Below are 18,843 nucleotides of genomic sequence, written 5' to 3'. Positions count from 1 at the left end.
GCGGTCTCCGTATGGTTGTTTTTTCCCCATTGTAATAGGAGCGCACGCTGGAGACTGGTGGAAACGCTCTAATTTAGCGGCCGTGCCAGTAGCGCGGATTGCTGGCGCGGTAGCTGTTAATGGTCAATGTGTCGCCAAAGTCGATGGTCAGCGCGCCTTGCTGGTCGGTGCGGTAGCGCTGGATGTGCATGGCGCCGTAGCGCGCGTAGACTTCCTGCTTGGGATGGCGGTAGCGGTTGCGGTGACCGACCTGAAAGATGGCAGCCTGCGGCTGAACCGCCAGCAGGAAGCCGGGCGTTGAACTGGTGCCACTACCGTGGTGTGGCGCCAGCAGTACCTCGGCGCGTAGCTGGCTTGCAGCGCGCGCCAGCAATTGCGCCTCCTGCTCCGCTTCGATGTCGCCCGCCAGTAGCATCGATTTGCCGGCTGCGGTGATTTTCAGCGTGCAGCCGCGCGCGTTGGGCTTCAGCGTGGTGTTGGCGTAGCTTGCTGGCAGCGGGTGCAGGATTTCGAAGTGGACGCCGTCCCAGTTCCAGCTTTGACCGGCTGCGCATTGCACGTGCTGGCGCGCTGCTCGCGCAATCGCATGCTGCGGCGACAGCGAAGATAGTACCCAGCCGGTGCGCATGCCATCCAGCACCGTCAGCGCACCGCCTGAATGGTCGGCGTCGCTGTGCGAGACGATGAGGCCATCCAGCGTGCCGATGCCGCGCGCCCGCAGGTACGGCAGGATGATGCGGTTGCCGGCGTTGGATTCCGGGCTGTAGGCCGGGCCGGTGTCGTATAGCAGGCGGTGATGGCTGGTTTCGATCAGCAGCGCCATGCCCTGCCCCACATCAAATGCGGTGACGGTCATGTGACCTGGCGCCGGATAGGTGGGTTCGGCGGCCAGCAGCGGTATCCACGTTGCCAGGCCGAGCCAGCGGGCCGGCCAGCCGCGCGGCGCCAGCAGCCAGACTGTGCCCAGCATCGCCCAGCAGAATAGCCAGAACGGCGGCACCGGAGCGCTCCAGACGGCATAACGCAACGCGCTGAACCATTGCAGGCAGTCGGCCAGCAGCGTTACCAGCCAGTGTGCGAGGCTCAGCACCGGCACAGCCAGGATTTGCGGCAGCATGCTGCCGACCAGCGCGAGTGGCGTGACGACCAGGCTAATCAGTGGAATCGCGACGGCATTCGCCAGCGGACTGATGATCGATACCTGTCCGAACAGCAGCATCGTCAGCGGCACCAGCCCAAGCGTGACGGCGTATTGCGTGTGTGCGCCGATGCGTAACGTCTGCGTCAGCCGTTCGCGGTAAGTGAGTGGCTGCGGCACGTGCGGCGCCAATCTTGTGGCGGCTGGCGTCCCGGCTGTGGACGCAGATAGCACGGCGGCAGGAGCGTTTGGCAGCGCACGTCTTCTCGGCTTTGTAGTGCGTCCAGCTGTCGCGTACAGGATGATCGCGACAGCGCCGAACGACAGCCAGAAGCCGGGCCACAACACCGCCCACGGATCAATCAGCACCACCACTCCCAGCGCCGTGCATAGCACATGCGAAATGCTGGTCAGCCGGTTCAGCCACAGCGCGGCCGCCACCACCATCAACATGTACAAGGTACGCTGCGCCGGCACGCCGAAGCCGGCCAGCAGCACATACAGCAAGGCCACCGCCGCGCCGACCAACGCGGCCACCTTCTGCGCCGGTAGAAGCAAAGGCAGCTGCGCGCGCGTAAAGAACGACCAGCGCCATAGGTTGAATGCCAGCAATGCAAACAAACCGGCCACCATGGTGATGTGCAATCCTGAAATGGATATCAGATGGCCAATGCCGGTGCGGTTGAAGACTTGCCAGTCCGCCTGGTCGATGCCGCGCTGATCACCCACAACCAGGGCAACAATCACGCCGGCATAAGGTTTGCCGGACAGCGCGGTCAGGATACGCTCGCGCAGCACTGCCCTGCTGCGCTCCACCAGATTGCCAGCACTGAAGACCATGCCGTCCAGCCGCCGGTTGTCCCGCGCCATGCGCACATAGCCGGTGGCACGCAGGCTTTGTTCCAGCAGCCACGCCTCGTAGTCAAAGCAATATGGATTGGCATTGCCGTGCGGCCGCTGCAAACGCACGGTAAGCTGCCAGCGCTCGCCCGGCTGCACGTCCGGCACTTCGTTGAGCTGTTCGCGATAGCCTGAATACCAGGAGAGTGCAATGCGCGGCGGCACCGTCGCCTCCGCGCTTTCCACCGCGAAGTTGAAGCGCACACCTTGCGCAAAACGGTAAGGCAGATTATCGATGGTGCCGACTATCTGGATATCACGGCCTTCGTCAACCGCTGCCAGTTGCGGCGCCAGCGCCCGATGCGCCAGCCAGGCGGCCCACAGAAAGCCCAAGGCGGCGCCGGTGAGCAGGCTGGCGAACGTGCGTACGGCGGGACCAAATCGGCCGGCCCCGCCACGCAGCGGCCAGCGGCGCGGGGCTAGCCGCGCCAGCAGGACGGCAATGGCGGCCATGCCGATGCCTGGCGCGGATAGCGAGGGCAAGCTGGCCAACATCTGTAAGCCAGCCGCGCCAACAGCAAAGCCTATCAACGCCATCCGCATCGCACCGCCCTCCCTGCTGCGATACTACGCACATAAAAACGGCGGCAAGCCGTAAAGCTTGCCGCCGTTTGATCTGCCTCAGTTCAGCTTACATCTTCCAGCGCAAGCCAACCGACACCGAGCGTCCGATCTGGAGCGTACCGAAATTGGTCAGCTGGGCGTTACCCGCGTTGCCGAAATGGTAGTACTGCTGCTGCATTTCGTTGGTCAGGTTGACACCGCTGATATCGACCGACATGTTGTCGTTGATCTTGTACGACACTTGCATGTCCACACTCTTTTCCGGATGACGCCAGATACCGATCGGATTGGCGAACAGCGCAGCTTCGTTGCTGGCCAGGAAGCCGGAGCGCCATACATACGACAAGCGCGCGCTGACCGGTCCCTTTTCGTAAGCCAGCGTGGCGTTGTACGAGCGCTTGGACACGCCGAAGAACGGTGTCTTGAGCTGCGCAACGATCTCGCCGGCATCGTTGGCGTCAGGCACGTTCTGCGACGAGGTCAGTTGCGTGTAGCTGCCCTGGAAGCCCAGACCGTCCAGCAGAGTCGGCAACCCTTTCGGGAAGTAGATCAAGCCCAGCTCGGCGCCACTGATCTCGCCATCGGAGGCGTTGACCGGCGAGTTGATGACATAGTCATAGCCGTTCGTATGGTCGCCACCCGAGGTCGAGTTGCGGAACGGGTCGTTTGCCGGATCGACGTGCACCTTGCGGCGCAAGCCTACCACCAGACCGTCGATCTTGCGCTTGAACGCCGTGCCGTAGAGTGCGCTGTCCTTCTGGAAGTACCACTCAGCTGTCAGATCAAGATTCTTGGAGCGCGTCGGCTTCAGGTCCGGATTACCACCGCTGCCCGAGCCATAACCCACCTTTGACACGTCGTCACCGAGCTGCAAGACCGGATTCAGGTCAGCGAAGTTCGGACGGCGCAGGGTTTCACCATAGTTCACGCGCACCACCACGTCCGGGGCTGGATCGTAAATCAGCGTCATGCTAGGCAGGAACTTGCTGGTCGACTTGCTGGCACTGGACGGCGTGACCGCCTTGGTGGTGGCGTCCACCTTGTAGAAGGTCATGTCGGTATCGACCTTGACGTAACGCACGCCGAAATTGGCGCGCAGGCGATGGCCGAACACGTCGTGTCGGGAATTCCCCATCAGGAACAGGTTGCTGGTCTTCTCTTCAACTTCGAAGGTCTTCTGCAAGCTCAGCTTGTCCGTGGTCAGGAAGTTCGGATCGACCGAGTTGTACAGCTTGCGCCAGTCGTCGATATGGTCGCGGATGTAGTAGGCATTCGGCTCCAGCCAGGCGCGCGGAACGTTCGAGATATCCGTGCCGAAGTTCGAGTTGGTGGAGTAATAGTCCGTTCCCAGCGAGGCCAGGTTGCGGTTCAAGGTGCCCGATTGCGTCCGGTTGGCCTCGGACGCCTTGCGGTCGTCGAAGCGCACGCCGAAGTGCAGCGTCTCCAGCGGTCCCCAGTCGGCGTCGTAGACGCCCGTCAGATTGGCGGTCGCCGCGCTGCCCTTGTTGCGGTTGGCGTTATCGTAGAACTGCGCAACATTCCACTTGGTCGGATCGGTCAGGTCGGCATTATTGTTATTAAAACCGAACGCCGTATTGCCGCCGCCGGCATTGAAGTCGACGTTGATGGAAGGTGCAACGCGATCAATCCGGGTGGCGGTGAATTCCGTGTGATAGGTGCTGCTCTGGTACGACAGATCACCGTCCAGCTTCAGGCGGTCGCCAATATTCCACTTGCCGTTCAGCGCATAAATGCGGGAATCGGTTGCCGAGGTGGTGTAGTCACCGCTGTTGAAGCCGTAGACGTTATTGACGGTACGGCTCTTGATGATGTTCGTTCCAGGGAACGTCGTAATCGTGCTTGCCGGGTTGCTGCCGAGATCGCCCCACCAGTCAACAAAGCTGAACAGCAACTGGTTGAAGGACTTGTCACGATAACCGTTGTACATCGATTCGAAGGTGTAGACCGAATCACTATTCGGTTTCCATTGCAAGGCGAGATTGGCGGCAGGACGCTCGCGCTTGCCTTGTACGTCGCTCTGGAAAACAGCATCACGCGACAGGTAATACGGATAAGCTTTGCCGTTGAAATCCAGCGTTGAACCCGCTGCCGTCGGCAAGCCGGTATGCGTACCCGGCGTCCAGATACTGGTGTCGGTAATGCGCTGCAAAGGCGTGTAACCTGGCGGGACTTCGGCCGCATTCGGGCTGGTGAACGGCACCATGGCGCCCGGTGTCACGCTTTCATTGCGGTACTTGGTCTGGGTAGCCGACAGATTGACCAAGGCGCCAACTTCACCGATGCCAGTTTCCCAGCGGTTGCTGAACATGCCGCTGACCTGCGGGTTGGCTTTTTTCGCTGGATCGAGATAGGTTTCACGCGCCGACAGCGACACTTTCGGGCCCTTGAAATCGAATGGCCGCAGCGATTTCACGTCAACCTGGCCTGCAATGCCGGTTTCCAGCTGGCTGGCGTCACGCGTTTTGTAGACGTCAATCTGGCGCACCAGCGTCGACGGAATATCCTGCAGCGCGACCTGCGTGCCGGACGCTGTGAAAATATTGCGGCCGTTCCAGGTGGTCTGGACGTCGGGCAGACCGCGAATGGACAAGGTGCCGACTTCGCCACCGGCGCGGTTGGTGACCTGGATGCCCGTCACGCGCTGCAGCGCTTCGACGACATTGTTATCGGGCAGCTTGCCGATGTCTTCGGCGACGACGGACTCCACGACCTGGTCGCTGGTGCGCTTGATCGCCAGGCTCTTGATCAGCGACGCCTTGACGCCGGTGACAACCACGGTCGTCTCTGGCGGCTCCGGGTTTTCAGTGGCGGCCTGCGCCCACACCGAAGCGCTGCTGAGCAGGCCGGCGCCCAGCAGCGCGACGACGGACAGTTTCAGATGGCATGGGTGTGCGGCAGCCGCCGCGATGCGGATGGATTGGTGGTGCATGTTGTCTCCCTTTGTGTAATTTTTTTGATGCAGTTTTAGTACCGCTCGAAAATCATCTTATGGAGATCGCAACACGCAATCCAATCAATTTTATTCGCTGTTCGATATTGTTTTAAGTATCGCCCTGGCTGTAGCGCCCATAAACAAACGCCGCAGGGCTGTACCTTGCGGTAACAGCCCTGCGGCGTATTTGCAACGTTAACCGATTACTTTATTTCGGGCTGACGTCGGTAGCCTTCACCGCGATGCGCTCGGTGATGTTTTTGGCGGCGATGGTCTCGGTCAGGAACGAGGTGGATTTCACCAGCAGGTCGCGCGCCACCTCTTCCAGCGGCGAACCGCTGATGCTGGCGTGGCTGCCGCCCAGACCGGTACCGCCGCCCCAGCCCAGCGCTGAGATGCCGAAGCCATTCTTCTCATTGTTGGCCTGGAAGGTCTTGGAGGCGATGATCTTGGCACGCTTGACGTCGACCACGCGGATATCCATATTCATATGGACCTTGGACTTCTTGAAGTCGACCGAGCCGGCCAGCAGGCCCAGCGGGCCTTTGAGGAAGCTCATGCCGCCCAGGCCGGTCGAGCTTTGCTCGAAGCCCAGCGAGGTGATCGAGCCGGTGATCATGTAATCGGCCGCCTCGGCTTCGACCTTCTTGCCGACCAGTGCCAGTTCCTTGTTGATCTCATCCAGCGCGGCGCGCTCCTGCACGTCGAAGCAGCCGGTCTGGGTCAGCGCGGTGCCCAGCATTTCGGTCATGCCGGTGCCAACGCCGGTGTAGGTCGGCTGCGCGACGTTACCCTGGCGCTCCCACCAGCGGTATTGGCGCGGGTCCTGCTGGCCCGAGCCGGACGAGCAATCGGCGGACTTGCACTTGAATTCGGTGAACACCACCTTGGCGGCCGGCGTGGTGCACTTCGGCACGTCGATCGAACGCTCGGACACTTCACTTGGTTCGGCAAAACCAACGACGGGAACAATCAGGAGGGCGGCGAGGCTAAGGTAGGATTTCATCGGCTCTTCGTTATCAGTGTGGAAAGATTCGTAATTATGCACTGCGGCGCAATTGTTAAATCTCACCAATTCTCACAAAACGAATAAATTTCCATAAAGCAATTTACGCGACTACCATCCTTGGCAGGGCATGCCGGGCGTTGGCGCTGGTGGCAGCCGCCACCTCCTCTAGTGGCAAACCGCGCAGTTCCGCCAGCACGGCGCCGATGCGCGGAATCTGGTCCGGGCTGTTGCGGCCGGGATGCACCCACGCCGGCGAGATGTCCGGGGCGTCCGTTTCCAGCACGATGGACGCCAGCGGCAATTCGGCGGCCAGCCGGCGGATTTGCAAGGCGCGCGTAAAAGTCATCGCTCCGCCAAAACCGAGTTTGAAACCGAGATCGATATAGGTTTGCGCCTGCTGCGCGCTACCATTGAAAGCATGGGCAATGCCGCCCGCCGGCGGGATCTGCCGCACGTGCTTGAGGATCACGTCCTGCGAGCGACGCACGTGCATCAGCACCGGCAGTTCGAATTCGCGGGCGATCTTCAGTTGCTCGCGGAAAAAGAAGACCTGCTTTTCGCGCATCGCCGGTTCGGTCAGCATGGGAATGAAGAAGTCCAGGCCGATCTCGCCCAGCGCCACGAAGCGCGGGTCTTCCATCGCGGCTTCCACCTGCGCGCGCAGCACGCGCAGATCATCCTCGCTGGCGTGCGGCACGTAGATCGGGTGAATACCGAGGGCGTAGCAACCGTTGCCGATGCTGGCCGCCAGTTGCGCAACGATGGAGAAGTTGGCCACCTCCACCGCCGGAATGACGATCATGCCGACGCCCTGCCCTTGCGCCTGCGCGGCCTGCGCCACCGACTCGTTGCCGAATTCGTGGGCGTCCAGGTGGCAGTGGGTGTCGATCCACATGGCTTACGCCTCGTCCGGCTGCAATCCCTGGTCGGTCATGCGCAGCACGCGGTCGCAGCGGCGCGCCAGTTCGATGTCGTGGGTGACGATGACGAAGGCCGTGCCCAGGGTGCGCGACAGCTCCAGCATCAGGTCGAAGATCTGCTGCGCGGTGGCGGTGTCCAGGTTGCCGGTCGGCTCGTCGGCCAGCACGCAGGCAGGCTGCGTCACCAGCGCGCGGGCCAGCGCCACACGCTGGCGCTCGCCGCCGGACAGTTCTCCCGGCACGTGCGACACGCGCTTGGCCAAGTTGACGCGCTGCAGGATCTGCTGCGCCGCCGAGGTGGCTTCGTCGCGCTTGACGCGGCGTATCATCAACGGCATCGCCACGTTGTCCAGCGCGCTGAATTCCGGCAGCAAATGGTGGAACTGGTAGACAAAGCCCAGCGCTTTATTACGTACCTCGCCACGCGCGGTTTCGCTCATGCTGGCGAAATCGGTCCCTTGCAGCGTCACGCTGCCCTTGCTTGGCGTATCGAGGCCGCCCAGCAGGTGCAACAAGGTCGACTTGCCGGAGCCGGAAGCGCCGACAATCGCCACGCGCTCGCCGCGCCGCACGTCGATATCGATGCCGGACAGCACATTGACAGAATACGCACCCTGGGTGAAGGTCTTGCCGAGATTGCGGCAAGACAGGACGACTGGTTCCTGGTGATTGATGTTACTCATAGCGCAGCGCCTCCGCAGGTTTCACGCGGGCTGCCCACCAGCTCGGATACAGCGTGGCGACAAACGCCAGCACCACCGCCACGCCGCCGATCTTGAACACGTCCGGCCAGCGCAGGTCGGATGGCACGCTGCTGATGTAGTAAATATCCTTCGACAAGAACTGCACTCCCAATAAATGTTCGATAAACGGCACGATGACGTCGATGTTCAAGGCCACCAGCACGCCGCCGCCGACACCCAGCGCAGTGCCAAGGATGCCGACCAGCGCGCCCTGGATCATGAAAATCTTCATGATCGAACGCGGCGAGGCGCCCAGCGTGCGCAGGATGGCAATGTCGGCCTGCTTGTCGGTCACGGTCATCACCAGCGTCGACACCAGATTGAAGGCGGCCACCGCGATAATCAAGGTCAGGATGATGAACATCATGCGCTTTTCAGTCTGCACGGCGGCAAACCAGTTGGCGTTCAGCTTGGACCAGTCGCGCACGAACAGGTCGCCGGACATCGAATTCTTCAACTCCTGCGCGACGCGCGGCGCCTGGTGCATGTCTTTCAGGCGCAGGCGCAGGCCGGCCGGCGCTTCGATGCGCAGCAGCTTTTCAGCATCGGTGAGGTGCACGAAGGCCAATGCCGAATCGAACTCATTGTGGCCCGCTTCGAAGATGCCGACCACGGTGAAGGAGCGCAGCCGCGGCAGCACGCCGGCCGGTGTCGGCTGGCCTTGTGCCAGCGCCAGCGTGACTTTCTCGCCGAGATTGACGCGCAGCGCACGCGCCAGCTCAATGCCCAGCACGATGTTGTAGGCGCCCGGCTGCAAGGCGTTGAAACTGCCGCGCTTGGTCTGCTTGGCAACGTCGGAGACTTTCGGTTCTTCCTCCGGCAATACGCCACGGATGATGGCCGGACGCAGCACGTCGTCACGCACCAGCATGCCCTGGGTTTCAGCGAACGGCGCGGTACCGATCACTTCCGGATTCTTGCGCGCTTCCAGCGCCTCCTGTTGCCAGTTGGGCATCGAACCACGGCCGTCGAAAATTTCGACGTGGGCCAGCACCGACAGCATGCGGTCGGTCACTTCCTTCTGGAAGCCGTTCATCACCGACAGCACAACGATCAGCGCCGCCACGCCCAGGCCGATGCCGGCCATCGAAATCAGCGAGATAAACGAGATAAAACTATTACGCCCGCTACGCTTGCCAGCCCGCGTATAGCGCAGGCCGACCAGCCACTCGAACGGCAGATTCTTGATAATACTCATGGGCTCCGGGAGGGATCAAACTCAACAAGCCCGCAGTGTGCCACAAAAAAGCCGCGCCGGGCAGCTTAGCTACCGGGCGCGGCGTTCATGTTGAGCGATTAAGTTAGGAACAGAACTTAAGCGCCGATTAAGCAGCGAATTTTTCGCCCTTGCCAGCCTTGCGGCGGCCCATGAAGCCAAGCAGGCCCAGGCCCACCATCATCATGGCCCAGGTATCGGCTTCCGGCACGGCTGACACGCTCAGCAGCATTTGCGACGGGGTATTGGCGCCACCGTACACGCCGCTGAACGTGGTGTACTTGTAGCTATTGGTCGTAACCACGGTCTTGCTATTCTCCAGCATGGTATTGGCCGCGCCCAAGTCGAGTTCGACAAAATCATCGCCGGTGCTGTAGAAGGCAATACTATTGTTCAGGTGTTGGCTACCCGTGGCCAGGTTGCCGTCGTCGGCCACCAGGTCCCACAACGCTACCTGGAAGGCCAGCCGGTTCTGGATATTTTCCGTTGCCGAGCCAGTCGACAGGCCGGCGTAGCTTTGCTCGAACAGCGAGTGGATGCGGGCCGCGCGGTCCATGCTGCCCAGGGCGCCTGGGAACAGGTTCGACAGCGAACTGCTGCTGCCCTGGGTGTAGGTGGTGAACGGACCTTGCGCAGTGGCCGGCTCGATGCAGAACGCCAGTATCGCGTCGCCCAGCGTGGTGCCGGTCAGCTCATACACAGACAAGCCCTGCTCGCCATGCGAGGCTGTGTCCAGCCAGGCGCCGCCGTAGACAGTGCCCAGCGCAACCGGGTTGTAGTTGATGCCGGCGGCAGCCTGGCTGGCGCCGGAGAAGACCAGGGTCGCTGCAAGGGCGGCGGCTTTCAGTGCGAATTTGATTTTCATGATGTATTTTCTCTGTTATATAAATTTATTGAATCAAGCGTATACGGTGGATTGCCCCACCAATTCCGCCATGGTCGGCGTGGTGATGCCGGCCGCTGCCGCATCGGCTGCCGCGACGTTGAAGTAGACGTCGGTCATGTCGGCGTGGCCGCCATTGGCCAGCGTGACGCTACTGCGCTCCAGGTGCAGGTTGTTGTTGGCGTCGAGGAACGGCAGTTCGGTGTAAGCCACGGTCAGGCTGACCACGCCGGCTTGCGCCAGGCTGATCAGCTCGCCCGCATCGGTCTTGCCGTTGCTGTTGGCGTCCTGCCAGATCAGCAGCTTGGCGAACTCGGCGTCGGACGCATTGACCACGCCATCGCTATTGCTGTCGTAGCTAGCCAGCTTGGCAAAGCCCGAGCCCTTGCTGGCGCCGCCGAACAGTTCGCCAATGTCGTCGATCTGGCCATTGCCGTTGCTGTCGATCGCCAGGAAACCGTCGTCCTTCGACAGCCAGCCGGACTGGATCGCCTTGCCGGTGCCCAGCAGGTCGAAACTGCCGGTCATGGCGTCGCGGGCGATGGTGTGGATGCCGTCACCGTTGAGGTCGATCGCGATCGGCGTGATGCTGGCGTCCCAGCTCATGTCGTTCTTGCCCGAGGTCAGTGTGATGGTGTCGGTCTTGGTAATATTCACCAGCGACTTGCCGTCACCGGCCACGTCGGAGTCGATCTGGTCGTTGCTGCCAGTGTTCTTCACGCCCCACTTCCAGTTGCTCATATTGTAGGTCGTCTTGTCCGACGAGAAATACACCTTCACATCGGTTTTATCGAACTGCAAGTAGTAATTGCCTGGATTCAGTTCACTGAACTTGTAGTTGCCGTTGGCGTCAGTCTTGACGGTGGCGCCAACCTGCTTGCCGGTCGCCGTATCAAACAGCGACACCTTGATGCCGCCAATGCCTTCCTCGCCCGTATCCTGGATGCCGTTGTGGTTGGCGTCGCGCCACACCTTGTCGCCCAGCGACGCTTTGCGGTAGATGCCGGCGTCTTCGGTGGCGATGTTCTGGCCCAGGCCCAGCGTGATGCTGCCGGTCTTGCCGCTGCTGCCGCTGACCGAGGTGATGTCGGAGTCGGTGGCGTCGGTGCCCTGGCCGGTCTTGGTGAAGTACCAGCCGCTGCTGTTGGTTACTTCCACCTTGTAGTTCCCTGCTTGCAGGTCGTCAAACAGGTACTGGCCGCCGTCACGGGTGATGGTGCTGCCCTTCAGGGCGCCGGTGCTGGCGTCGTACAGCTTGACGACCACGCCGTCCACGCCCTTCTCGCCGCTGTCCTGGATGCCGTTGTAGTTGGCATCTTCCCACACGCGGTTGCCGATGCTGCCCAGCTTGGCGATGCCGGCGTCATGGGTCTTGTCGACCTGGCCGGAGCTCAAGGTGAACTGTGCAGTCAGGCCGTCGGCGTCAGCGTCCGAATCCAGGCTCTCGTTGCTGCCCTGATCCTGCCTGGTGAAGCCGTAGCCGTCCGGCGCGCTGAACTTGACCGAGTACTTGCCCGGCGCCAGGTCGGTGAACGAATAGAGGCCCGACGAATCGGTGGTGTCGGTGGCGATCGCCACGCCCTTCTCGTTCAGCAGCGTGACCTTGACGCCCTTGACGCCGCCCTCGTTGCTCTGCTGGATGCCGTCGCCGTTCAGGTCGCACCAGACCTTGTCGCCGATTTCGCCTTTCTGGTACAGGCCGGCGTCCATATTGGTGACGTTCTGGCCGGCGCTGACGCTGACCGAGCCGAGGTTGCCGCTGCTGTCGGCGTCGCTGTCGGCGCTATCGTTGCTGCCGGCGTCCTTGCCGGTGAAGTAATAGCCGCTTGGCGCCTTGACGTTGACCGCGTAGGTGCCCGCTTCCACCGAAAACTTGTAGTTGCCGTTGCTGTCGGTGGTGGTGGTCTTGACCACCTTGCCGGTGTTGTCCTTCAGCTCGACGGTGACGCCGGCCTTGCCGCTCTCGCCGTCGTCCTGGAGGCCGTTGCCGTTCTTGTCGATCCACACGCGGTCGCCGATGGTGGCGGCGGCCAGCACGCCGATGTCCAGCGTCTTGTCGACCTGGCCGGAGGTCAGCGTGACCGATTGCGTCGTGCCGGCGGCGTTGCCGAAGGTCATGCCTTCCGGCAGCGTCGACTTGTCGAACACCACGCTATAGCTGCCCGGCTTCAGATTGCTGAACAGGTAGTTGCCGCTGGCGTCGGTGGTGGCGGTGACGCCGACCTGGTTGCCATTGGCATCCAGCAGCTTCACCTTGACGCCAGCCACGCCGCCCTCACCGCTATCCTGGGCGCCGTTCTTGTTGCTGTCCAGCCAGACACGGTCGCCGACCGTGGCGTATTTGTACAGGCCGGCGTCGATGTTGGTGATGTTGTCGTTGGCGTTCAGCGTGATGGCGCCGCTCTGGCCGTTGGCGCCAAAGTCGCTGTCCTTGTTGTCGTCGCTGCCGGCATCCTTGCCGGTGAACTGGTAGCCGGACGGTGCGTTCACCGACACCGTGTAGCTGCCCGGATCGGCGGTGAAGCTGTACTTGCCGTCGGTGGCCGTGGTGGTGGTCTGCACCACCTTGCCGCTGCTGTCCTTCAGCTGCACGGTGACGCCGGCCAGACCGGCTTCGCCGGCGTCCTGCACGCCGTTGCCGTTCTTGTCTTCCCACACGGTGTCGCCCAGCTTGCCCTGCACGGCGACGATGCCCGCGTCCAGCGTGTTGTTGACGTCGCCCGAGTTCAGCGTCACGCTGGCGGTCTTGCCGGTGCTGATGTTGGCGTCCGAATCCTTGCCGTCGTCGCCCACGTCGGCATTGGTGAAGGCGAAGTTGGCCGGCAGCGTGCTCTTGTCGAACTGCACGCTGTAAGTGCCCGGCTTCAGGTTGCTGAAGCTGTAGCTGCCGGTGGCGTCGGTGGTGGCACTGACGCCGGTCGGATTGCCGGCCGCATCCAGCAGCAGCACCTTGACGCCGGCCACGCCGGTGTCGCCGCTGTCCTGCACACCGTTGCGGTTGCTGTCCAGCCAGACACGGTCGCCCAGCGTGGCGCCCTTGTAGAAGCCGGCGTCGACGTTGTTGTTGACCTGGCCTGCAGTCAGCGTCACCAGATCGCTCTGGCCGGCGGCATTGATGTCGCTGTCCAGGCTGTCCACGCCGTCGTGCTGGCCGGTGGCGGTCATGCCGGCCGGTGCGGTGACCGAGATGGCGTACTTGCCCGGATCGACGGTGAAGCTGTACTTGCCGTCTGCGCCGGTGGTCGTGGTCTTGACCAGGTTGCCGCTCTCGTCCTTCAGCTCGACCTTGACGCCGACGATGCCGGCTTCGCCCGCATCCTGCACGCCGTTGCCGTTCTTGTCTTCCCACACACGGTCGCCAATGGTCGCTTGCTGTACCACCAGGCCGGCGCGTAACGTCATGTCTTCGCCGGCGCTCAAGGTGATCTGCGCGGTCTTGCCGGTGCCGGTGTCGGCGTCCGAACCGCCCGTTCCCGGGCCGCCTTGCGCGGCGCTGGTGAAATCGTAGCCGGACGGCAGCGTGCTCTTGTCGAACTGCACGCTGTAGACGCCCGGCGCCAGGTTGGTGAACTGGTAATGGCCATCAGCGTCGGTGGTGGCCACAGCGCCCGGCACCGGATTGCCGCTGGGGTCCAGCAGCAGCACCTTGACGCCGGCCGCGCCGGTTTCGCCGTTGTTCAGGCGGCCATCACGGTCGGTGTCGAACCACACCACCTGGCTTAACGAGGCAGGACGGTACAGGCCGGCGTCGATGTCCTGGTTGTTCTGGCCGGCGGCCAGCGTGACGCTGGTGCTGCCGTTGGCGTCGACATCGCTGTCCAGCGCGCCGTTGCCGCCCTTGCCGGCGCCGGTGAAGACGTAGCCGGTTGGCGCCGCCACCGAGACGGTGTAGGTGCCTGGATCGACGGTAAAGCTGTACTGGCCGCCATCATGGGTGACCACGGTGCCAACGGTGTTGCCGTTGGCGTCTTTCAGCGTCACGCTGGCGCCGTCTATGCCCTGCTCGGCCGCGTCCTGCACGCCGTTGCCGTTGGCGTCATCCCACACGCGGTTGCCGACGGTGGCTTGCCTGACGACGATGCCGGCATCCAGATCCTGGTGGCTGTCGCCGGAATTGAGCGTCACCTGGCCGGTCTTGCCGGCGCTATTGGCGTCCGAATCGGTGGTGCTGTCGCCCTGGCCGGTGATGGTGAAATCGTAGTTGGCCGGCAGCGTGGTCTGGTCAAACTGCACGCTGTACGTGCCCGGTTTCAGGTTGCTGAACTGGTAGTGGCCGTTGGCGTCGGTGGTCGCCACCGCGCCGGCGACCGGATCGCCGCTGGCGTCCAGCAGCGTCACCTTGACGCCGGCCACGCCTGCTTCGCCGTTGTCCAGCACGCCGTTACGGTTGCTGTCGATCCACACGGTATCGCCCAGCGACACCGGACGGTAGAAGCCGGCATCGATATTGTCGTTGCTGGCGCCCGGCGTCAGCGCGATGGTGCCGCTGTTGCCGGCGGCGTTGCTGTCGCTGTCGGCAGCGCCATTGCCGCCCTGGCCCTGTTGCGTGGCCACATAGCCGGCTGGCGGCGCCACGCTGACCGTGTAGCTGCCAGCGTCGACGTCGAAATGGTAATGACCGCTGGCGTCTGTGGTGCTGCTGCTGACCACATTGCCGGTGGCGTCCTTCAGTTGCACAGTTACGCCCGCCAGGCCGGCTTCGCCGCTGTCCTGCACGCCGTTGCCGTTGCTGTCTTCCCAGACGAAGTCGCCGAGGTGCGCCTGCGGCACCTTGAAGGTCAGCGTATTTGGGGTGAGGCTGGTGTCGGCGGCATTGCAGCCGTCCAGGCCGCCGGCATCGCGCACCTTGAAGCCGACATCAAAGCTGCCGGAGGCGCTGGAACTTGGCACGAACGCCAACTTGCCGGCGGCGATATCGACGGCCTTGATCTCCGCCCCAACCGCTACGGCGACACCGTCAACGGTCAGCGTACCGGCCACTGGCAGCGAGGTAATAATCACCGATTTGAAGGCGTCGTGCTCTACCGCGTCGACGAAGCCGAAGTCGGCTTGCGTCAGCGCCACCGGGGCGCCGTTGCCGAGATTGAAAACCTTGTCAGCGCCGGTAGGCGCGTCATTGACCGGGGTAACGACGACTTTCAGGTGCATCGAAATGGTATTGGCCGTGCCGCCACCGGACTCCACTACCAGCTCAAAAGCGCCAAACTCACCGTTGTAGTTGGTCGCCCAGGCGCCCGGCTTGACGAAAATCGTGTCCGCGTCGATCTTGCCGAACAAGGGCGTGCTGGCAGTGACAGTACCGTCTGGCAGCGTCACCGTCATGCCAGCAATACGCAAAGTCGTACCGTTACTGCTGTACCCCGCCGAGGCGAGAATGCCGCGGATGTCGAAAGTACCATAGGTATCTTCGCAAATGTGAATTTCGGTATCGATGTTAATAGCGCTCATACATGGGCCTTCAAAAGTCGTTTTTGGAGTTATCAATCTGGCCGGCGCGGCTGCTACGCGGTTTGGGTAGGCAGTGGCAGGTAAAAACCTGGGCATCACGGGGACTGGGGGTAATGCCGTTAATACATTTTTGTTGTCGCAATTATAGCGAAGATTTACTTACAATAATTAAGATTTTTCCTATTTATGTGGTATTTCTTCAACTATTGTTTCCTCAAAGAATTTACTCTCGCGGCAGCGGGATGGCCTACAATCTCGCCATGACCGAAATTACCCTCGTATTTCCCTTTGGAATGCCTCCGCCCGAGCTGGCCAGCGACCTGATCCACGCCTTGCAGACCCCGGCGCTGGCCGCGTTGCTGACGCGCTACAGTCACTTGCAATACAGTCCTTACGATAACGATAGCCGCGTGTTGCCGCACGAGGCATGGCTGGCCCACGCGCTCGGCCTGGCCAGCGCGCCCGACCAGCCGGACACCGGCGCGCCGCTGGCCACCGCTGTGATGCGCGGCTGCGGCTTGCAGGCCGAGGCAGCCGAGGGACACTGGTTCATGCTGCAACCGGCGCATGTGCAGATCTCGCGTACCCACATGCTGCTGTCCGACCTGCGCGGCCTGCAACTGACCGAGGCCGATTCGCGCGGCCTGTACGAGATCGCCCGCCCGTTTTGCGAGGAGGTCGGCAAGCCGCTGCTGCACGGCGCGGCGGGCCTGTGGTTCCTGCGCGCGGACGATTGGGCCGGTTTGCGTACCGCCTCGCCGGACGCCACCAGCACCCAGAGCATGAGCGACTTGCTGCCCGAGGGTCAGGGCGCGCGCGATTTCCGCAAGCTGCAAAATGAAATCCAGATGCTGTGGCACGAGCATCCAATTAACGCGGCACGCCAGGCGCGTGGCCTGCAGCCGATTAATTCCTGCTGGCTGTGGGGCGGCGCAGGGCCGGCCGCGCCAACCACGGCCGGCCATGTGGCGATCTCCGGCGGCACGGAATGGATGGACGCACTGGCTGCCGACGTTCAGCCAACGCTGGAACGGCTGCTGGGCCGCCCCGCGCCCGGCGCGGTGATGCTGGCCGACCTGGTCGCTCCGGCGCAAGTTGGAGACTGGGCCGACTGGCTGGCGCGCATGCAGCGCATCGAGCAAGAATGGCTTGCGCCGCTGCTGGCAGCCCTGAAAGCCGGCCGCGTCGCGCGCGTGAAGCTGGTGCTCAGTCACCGCAACGGCTGGATCACGGCCGACAGCACCGCGCTGGCGCAGCGCAAATTCTGGCGCAAGCCCACCCTGAATTCCCTGTTGAAGCAATCATGACACGCATCAGTACCCGCACCTTCTCGTTCCGCGAATCCGAAATGCTGCGCCAGAATGGCGTCCATCCAGTGCTGGCGCGCCTGTACGCGGCACGCGGCCTGTCGGATATCAAAGAGCTGTCCAGCGAACTGGCGGCGATGATACCGCCGTCCGGCCTGCTGCATATCGGCGCCGCCGCCGTCTTCCTGGCCGATTCCATTGCCGCGCGCAAGCGCATGGTGATCGTGGCCGACTACGATTGCGACGGCGCCACCGCCTGCGCGGTCGCCTTGCGCGGCCTGCGCGCGATGGGCGCCGACATCGACTTCATCGTGCCCAACCGCTTCGAGTACGGCTACGGCCTGACGCCGGAAATCGTCGCCCTGACCGCACGCGAGAAACAGCCGGACATCATCATCACCGTTGACAACGGCATCGCCAGCATCGACGGCGTGGCCGAAGCCAACCGCCGCGGCATCGAAGTGGTCGTCACCGACCACCACCTGCCGGCCGACACCCTGCCCGCCGCGCGCGTCATCGTCAATCCAAACCAGCCGGAATGCGGCTTCCCGAGCAAGCATATCGCCGGCGTCGGCGTGATGTTCTACGTGCTGCTGGCCCTGCGCGCCGAACTGCGCAAGCGCGGCGTGTTCGACGCCCAGACGCAACCGAAACTGGACAACCTGCTGGACCTGGTGGCCCTCGGCACCGTCGCCGACGTGGTCAAGCTGGACGCCAATAACCGCATCCTGGTGGCGCAAGGCCTGAAACGCATGCGCGCCGGCCGCATGCACGCCGGCGTGGCGGCGCTGTTCCGCGTGGCCGGACGCGAGGCGCGCAACGCCAATCCCTTCGACCTCGGCTTCGCCCTCGGCCCACGGCTGAACGCCGCCGGCCGGCTGGAAGACATGTCGCTGGGCATTGAATGCCTGATTACCGACGACGAAGGCCGCGCCTGGCAACTGGCGCAGGAACTCAACGACATCAACCTGAAGCGGCGCGAAATCGAAGCCGACATGCAGGACACGGCGATGCTGCACCTGGACGCCTTCGAGCCGGCCGAGCGCAGCACCATCTGCGTGTTTGACGATACCTGGCACCAGGGCGTGATCGGCATCGTCGCCTCGCGGCTGAAAGAAAAGTTCTACCGCCCGACCATCACCTTCGCGCCCGGCGCGGACGGCTGGATCAAAGGTTCCGGCCGCTCGATTCCCGGCTTCCACCTGCGCGACGCGCTGGACCTGGTCTACAAGAAAGCGCCGTCGCTGATCGACAAGTTCGGCGGCCACGCCATGGCCGCCGGCCTGACGCTGCGCGCCGAAGCCTTCGACGCCTTTGCCGAGGCGTTCGAGGAAGTCGGCCGTTCCTGGCTCAGCAAGCAGCAACTGGAGCGCGTGGTGGAAACCGACGGTCCGCTGGAAGATGCCTACTACACCACCACCTTCATCGAACTGATGGCCGGCCAGGTGTGGGGCCAGGGCTTTGCGCCGCCGGTGTTCTGCGACGATTTCCGCGTGGTCAGCCAGCGCATCCTGAAAGAACGCCACCTGAAGCTGCTGCTGGAGAAGAACGGCGCCCGCTACGATGCCATCTGGTTCGGCCACACGGAGGCCCTCGGCGACCGCGCCCGCGTGGCCTTCCGGCTGGACGCCAATGAGTACAACGGCGTAACAAAAGTGCAACTTCTGGTGGAGCACGCGGAAGCGGCATAGGCGACACAATCCGGAAACGGATTGCAATTCATCTGAAAACGGAGTATAAAGAATCCATTAACGGAGGATTT

At 62.8% G+C, this 18,843-nt stretch carries 11 protein-coding genes; 3 read left to right on the top strand and 8 right to left on the bottom strand.

The window, feature by feature from the left end; translation table 11 throughout:
• Positions 1-73: 73 nt before the first annotated feature.
• A complete protein-coding gene (locus BLS51_RS17755) occupies positions 74-2,533 on the bottom strand; it encodes a DNA internalization-related competence protein ComEC/Rec2 (protein WP_229207632.1) in 2,460 nt (819 codons plus the stop codon).
• Here BLS51_RS17755 and BLS51_RS30290 point away from each other — a divergent pair.
• Complete coding sequence (locus BLS51_RS30290) at positions 2,481-2,636, top strand: hypothetical protein (protein WP_229207640.1); 156 nt, start codon at positions 2,481-2,483, stop codon at positions 2,634-2,636. The genes BLS51_RS17755 and BLS51_RS30290 overlap by 53 nt on opposite strands.
• A gap of 33 nt (positions 2,637-2,669) precedes the next feature.
• On the opposite strand, the gene BLS51_RS17750 is transcribed toward BLS51_RS30290, so the two are convergent.
• The 7 genes from BLS51_RS17750 to BLS51_RS17720 form a co-directional block, all read right to left on the bottom strand.
• Positions 2,670-5,552: a TonB-dependent receptor gene (locus tag BLS51_RS17750; RefSeq protein ID WP_090185503.1), complete on the bottom strand. Its 2,883-nt coding sequence runs from the start codon at positions 5,550-5,552 to the stop codon at positions 2,670-2,672.
• A 211-nt stretch (positions 5,553-5,763) separates the two neighbouring features.
• Positions 5,764-6,561 carry a CsgG/HfaB family protein gene (locus tag BLS51_RS17745; protein ID WP_090185498.1) on the bottom strand — a complete coding sequence of 266 codons (798 nt, stop codon included), beginning with the start codon at positions 6,559-6,561 and terminating at the stop codon, positions 5,764-5,766.
• Between the two features lie 103 nt (positions 6,562-6,664).
• A complete protein-coding gene (locus BLS51_RS17740) occupies positions 6,665-7,459 on the bottom strand; it encodes a TatD family hydrolase (protein WP_090185494.1) in 795 nt (264 codons plus the stop codon).
• Positions 7,460-7,462: 3 nt separating this feature from the next.
• Complete coding sequence (gene lolD / locus BLS51_RS17735; RefSeq protein WP_090185489.1) at positions 7,463-8,167, bottom strand: lipoprotein-releasing ABC transporter ATP-binding protein LolD; 705 nt, start codon at positions 8,165-8,167, stop codon at positions 7,463-7,465.
• Positions 8,160-9,425, bottom strand: coding sequence for a lipoprotein-releasing ABC transporter permease subunit (locus BLS51_RS17730; RefSeq protein WP_090185485.1), 1,266 nt, complete (start codon positions 9,423-9,425; stop codon positions 8,160-8,162). The genes lolD and BLS51_RS17730 overlap by 8 nt, the downstream gene beginning before the upstream one ends.
• A 127-nt stretch (positions 9,426-9,552) precedes the next feature.
• Positions 9,553-10,308, bottom strand: a complete 756-nt coding sequence (locus BLS51_RS30285; protein WP_090185482.1) for a PEP-CTERM sorting domain-containing protein — start codon at positions 10,306-10,308, stop codon at positions 9,553-9,555.
• A gap of 33 nt (positions 10,309-10,341) precedes the next feature.
• Complete coding sequence (locus BLS51_RS17720; RefSeq protein ID WP_175472614.1) at positions 10,342-15,774, bottom strand: SdrD B-like domain-containing protein; 5,433 nt, start codon at positions 15,772-15,774, stop codon at positions 10,342-10,344.
• 293 nt (positions 15,775-16,067) lie between these two features.
• On the opposite strand from BLS51_RS17720, the gene BLS51_RS17715 reads away from it, so the two are divergent.
• The gene (locus tag BLS51_RS17715; RefSeq protein WP_229207631.1) at positions 16,068-17,081 is read left to right on the top strand and encodes a hypothetical protein; all 1,014 of its coding nucleotides are present in this window, start codon (positions 16,068-16,070) and stop codon (positions 17,079-17,081) included.
• Positions 17,078-18,772, top strand: a complete 1,695-nt coding sequence (recJ, locus tag BLS51_RS17710; protein WP_090185467.1) for a single-stranded-DNA-specific exonuclease RecJ — start codon at positions 17,078-17,080, stop codon at positions 18,770-18,772. Before BLS51_RS17715 ends, recJ begins: the two co-directional genes overlap by 4 nt.
• Positions 18,773-18,843: the final 71 nt, after the last annotated feature.

The sequence above is a fragment of the Duganella sp. OV510 genome (genome assembly GCF_900100205.1).
Classification (GTDB): Bacteria; Pseudomonadota; Gammaproteobacteria; order Burkholderiales; family Burkholderiaceae_D; genus Rugamonas.
The sequence above is the reverse complement of the archived record's forward strand: the minus strand, read 5'-3'. Positions and strand labels throughout refer to the sequence as shown.

Coding starts and splice junctions, on each gene's coding strand:
- recJ (WP_090185467.1), top strand. CDS start 17,078: ATGACACGCATCAGTACCCGCACCTTCTCGTTCCGCGAATCCGAAATG.
- BLS51_RS30290 (WP_229207640.1), top strand. CDS start 2,481: ATGGCGGCCATGCCGATGCCTGGCGCGGATAGCGAGGGCAAGCTGGCC.
- BLS51_RS17755 (WP_229207632.1), bottom strand. CDS start 2,533: ATGTTGGCCAGCTTGCCCTCGCTATCCGCGCCAGGCATCGGCATGGCC.
- lolD (WP_090185489.1), bottom strand. CDS start 8,167: ATGAGTAACATCAATCACCAGGAACCAGTCGTCCTGTCTTGCCGCAAT.
- BLS51_RS17745 (WP_090185498.1), bottom strand. CDS start 6,561: ATGAAATCCTACCTTAGCCTCGCCGCCCTCCTGATTGTTCCCGTCGTT.
- BLS51_RS17715 (WP_229207631.1), top strand. CDS start 16,068: ATGCCTCCGCCCGAGCTGGCCAGCGACCTGATCCACGCCTTGCAGACC.
- BLS51_RS17740 (WP_090185494.1), bottom strand. CDS start 7,459: ATGTGGATCGACACCCACTGCCACCTGGACGCCCACGAATTCGGCAAC.
- BLS51_RS17750 (WP_090185503.1), bottom strand. CDS start 5,552: ATGCACCACCAATCCATCCGCATCGCGGCGGCTGCCGCACACCCATGC.
- BLS51_RS30285 (WP_090185482.1), bottom strand. CDS start 10,308: ATGAAAATCAAATTCGCACTGAAAGCCGCCGCCCTTGCAGCGACCCTG.
- BLS51_RS17730 (WP_090185485.1), bottom strand. CDS start 9,425: ATGAGTATTATCAAGAATCTGCCGTTCGAGTGGCTGGTCGGCCTGCGC.
- BLS51_RS17720 (WP_175472614.1), bottom strand. CDS start 15,774: ATGAGCGCTATTAACATCGATACCGAAATTCACATTTGCGAAGATACC.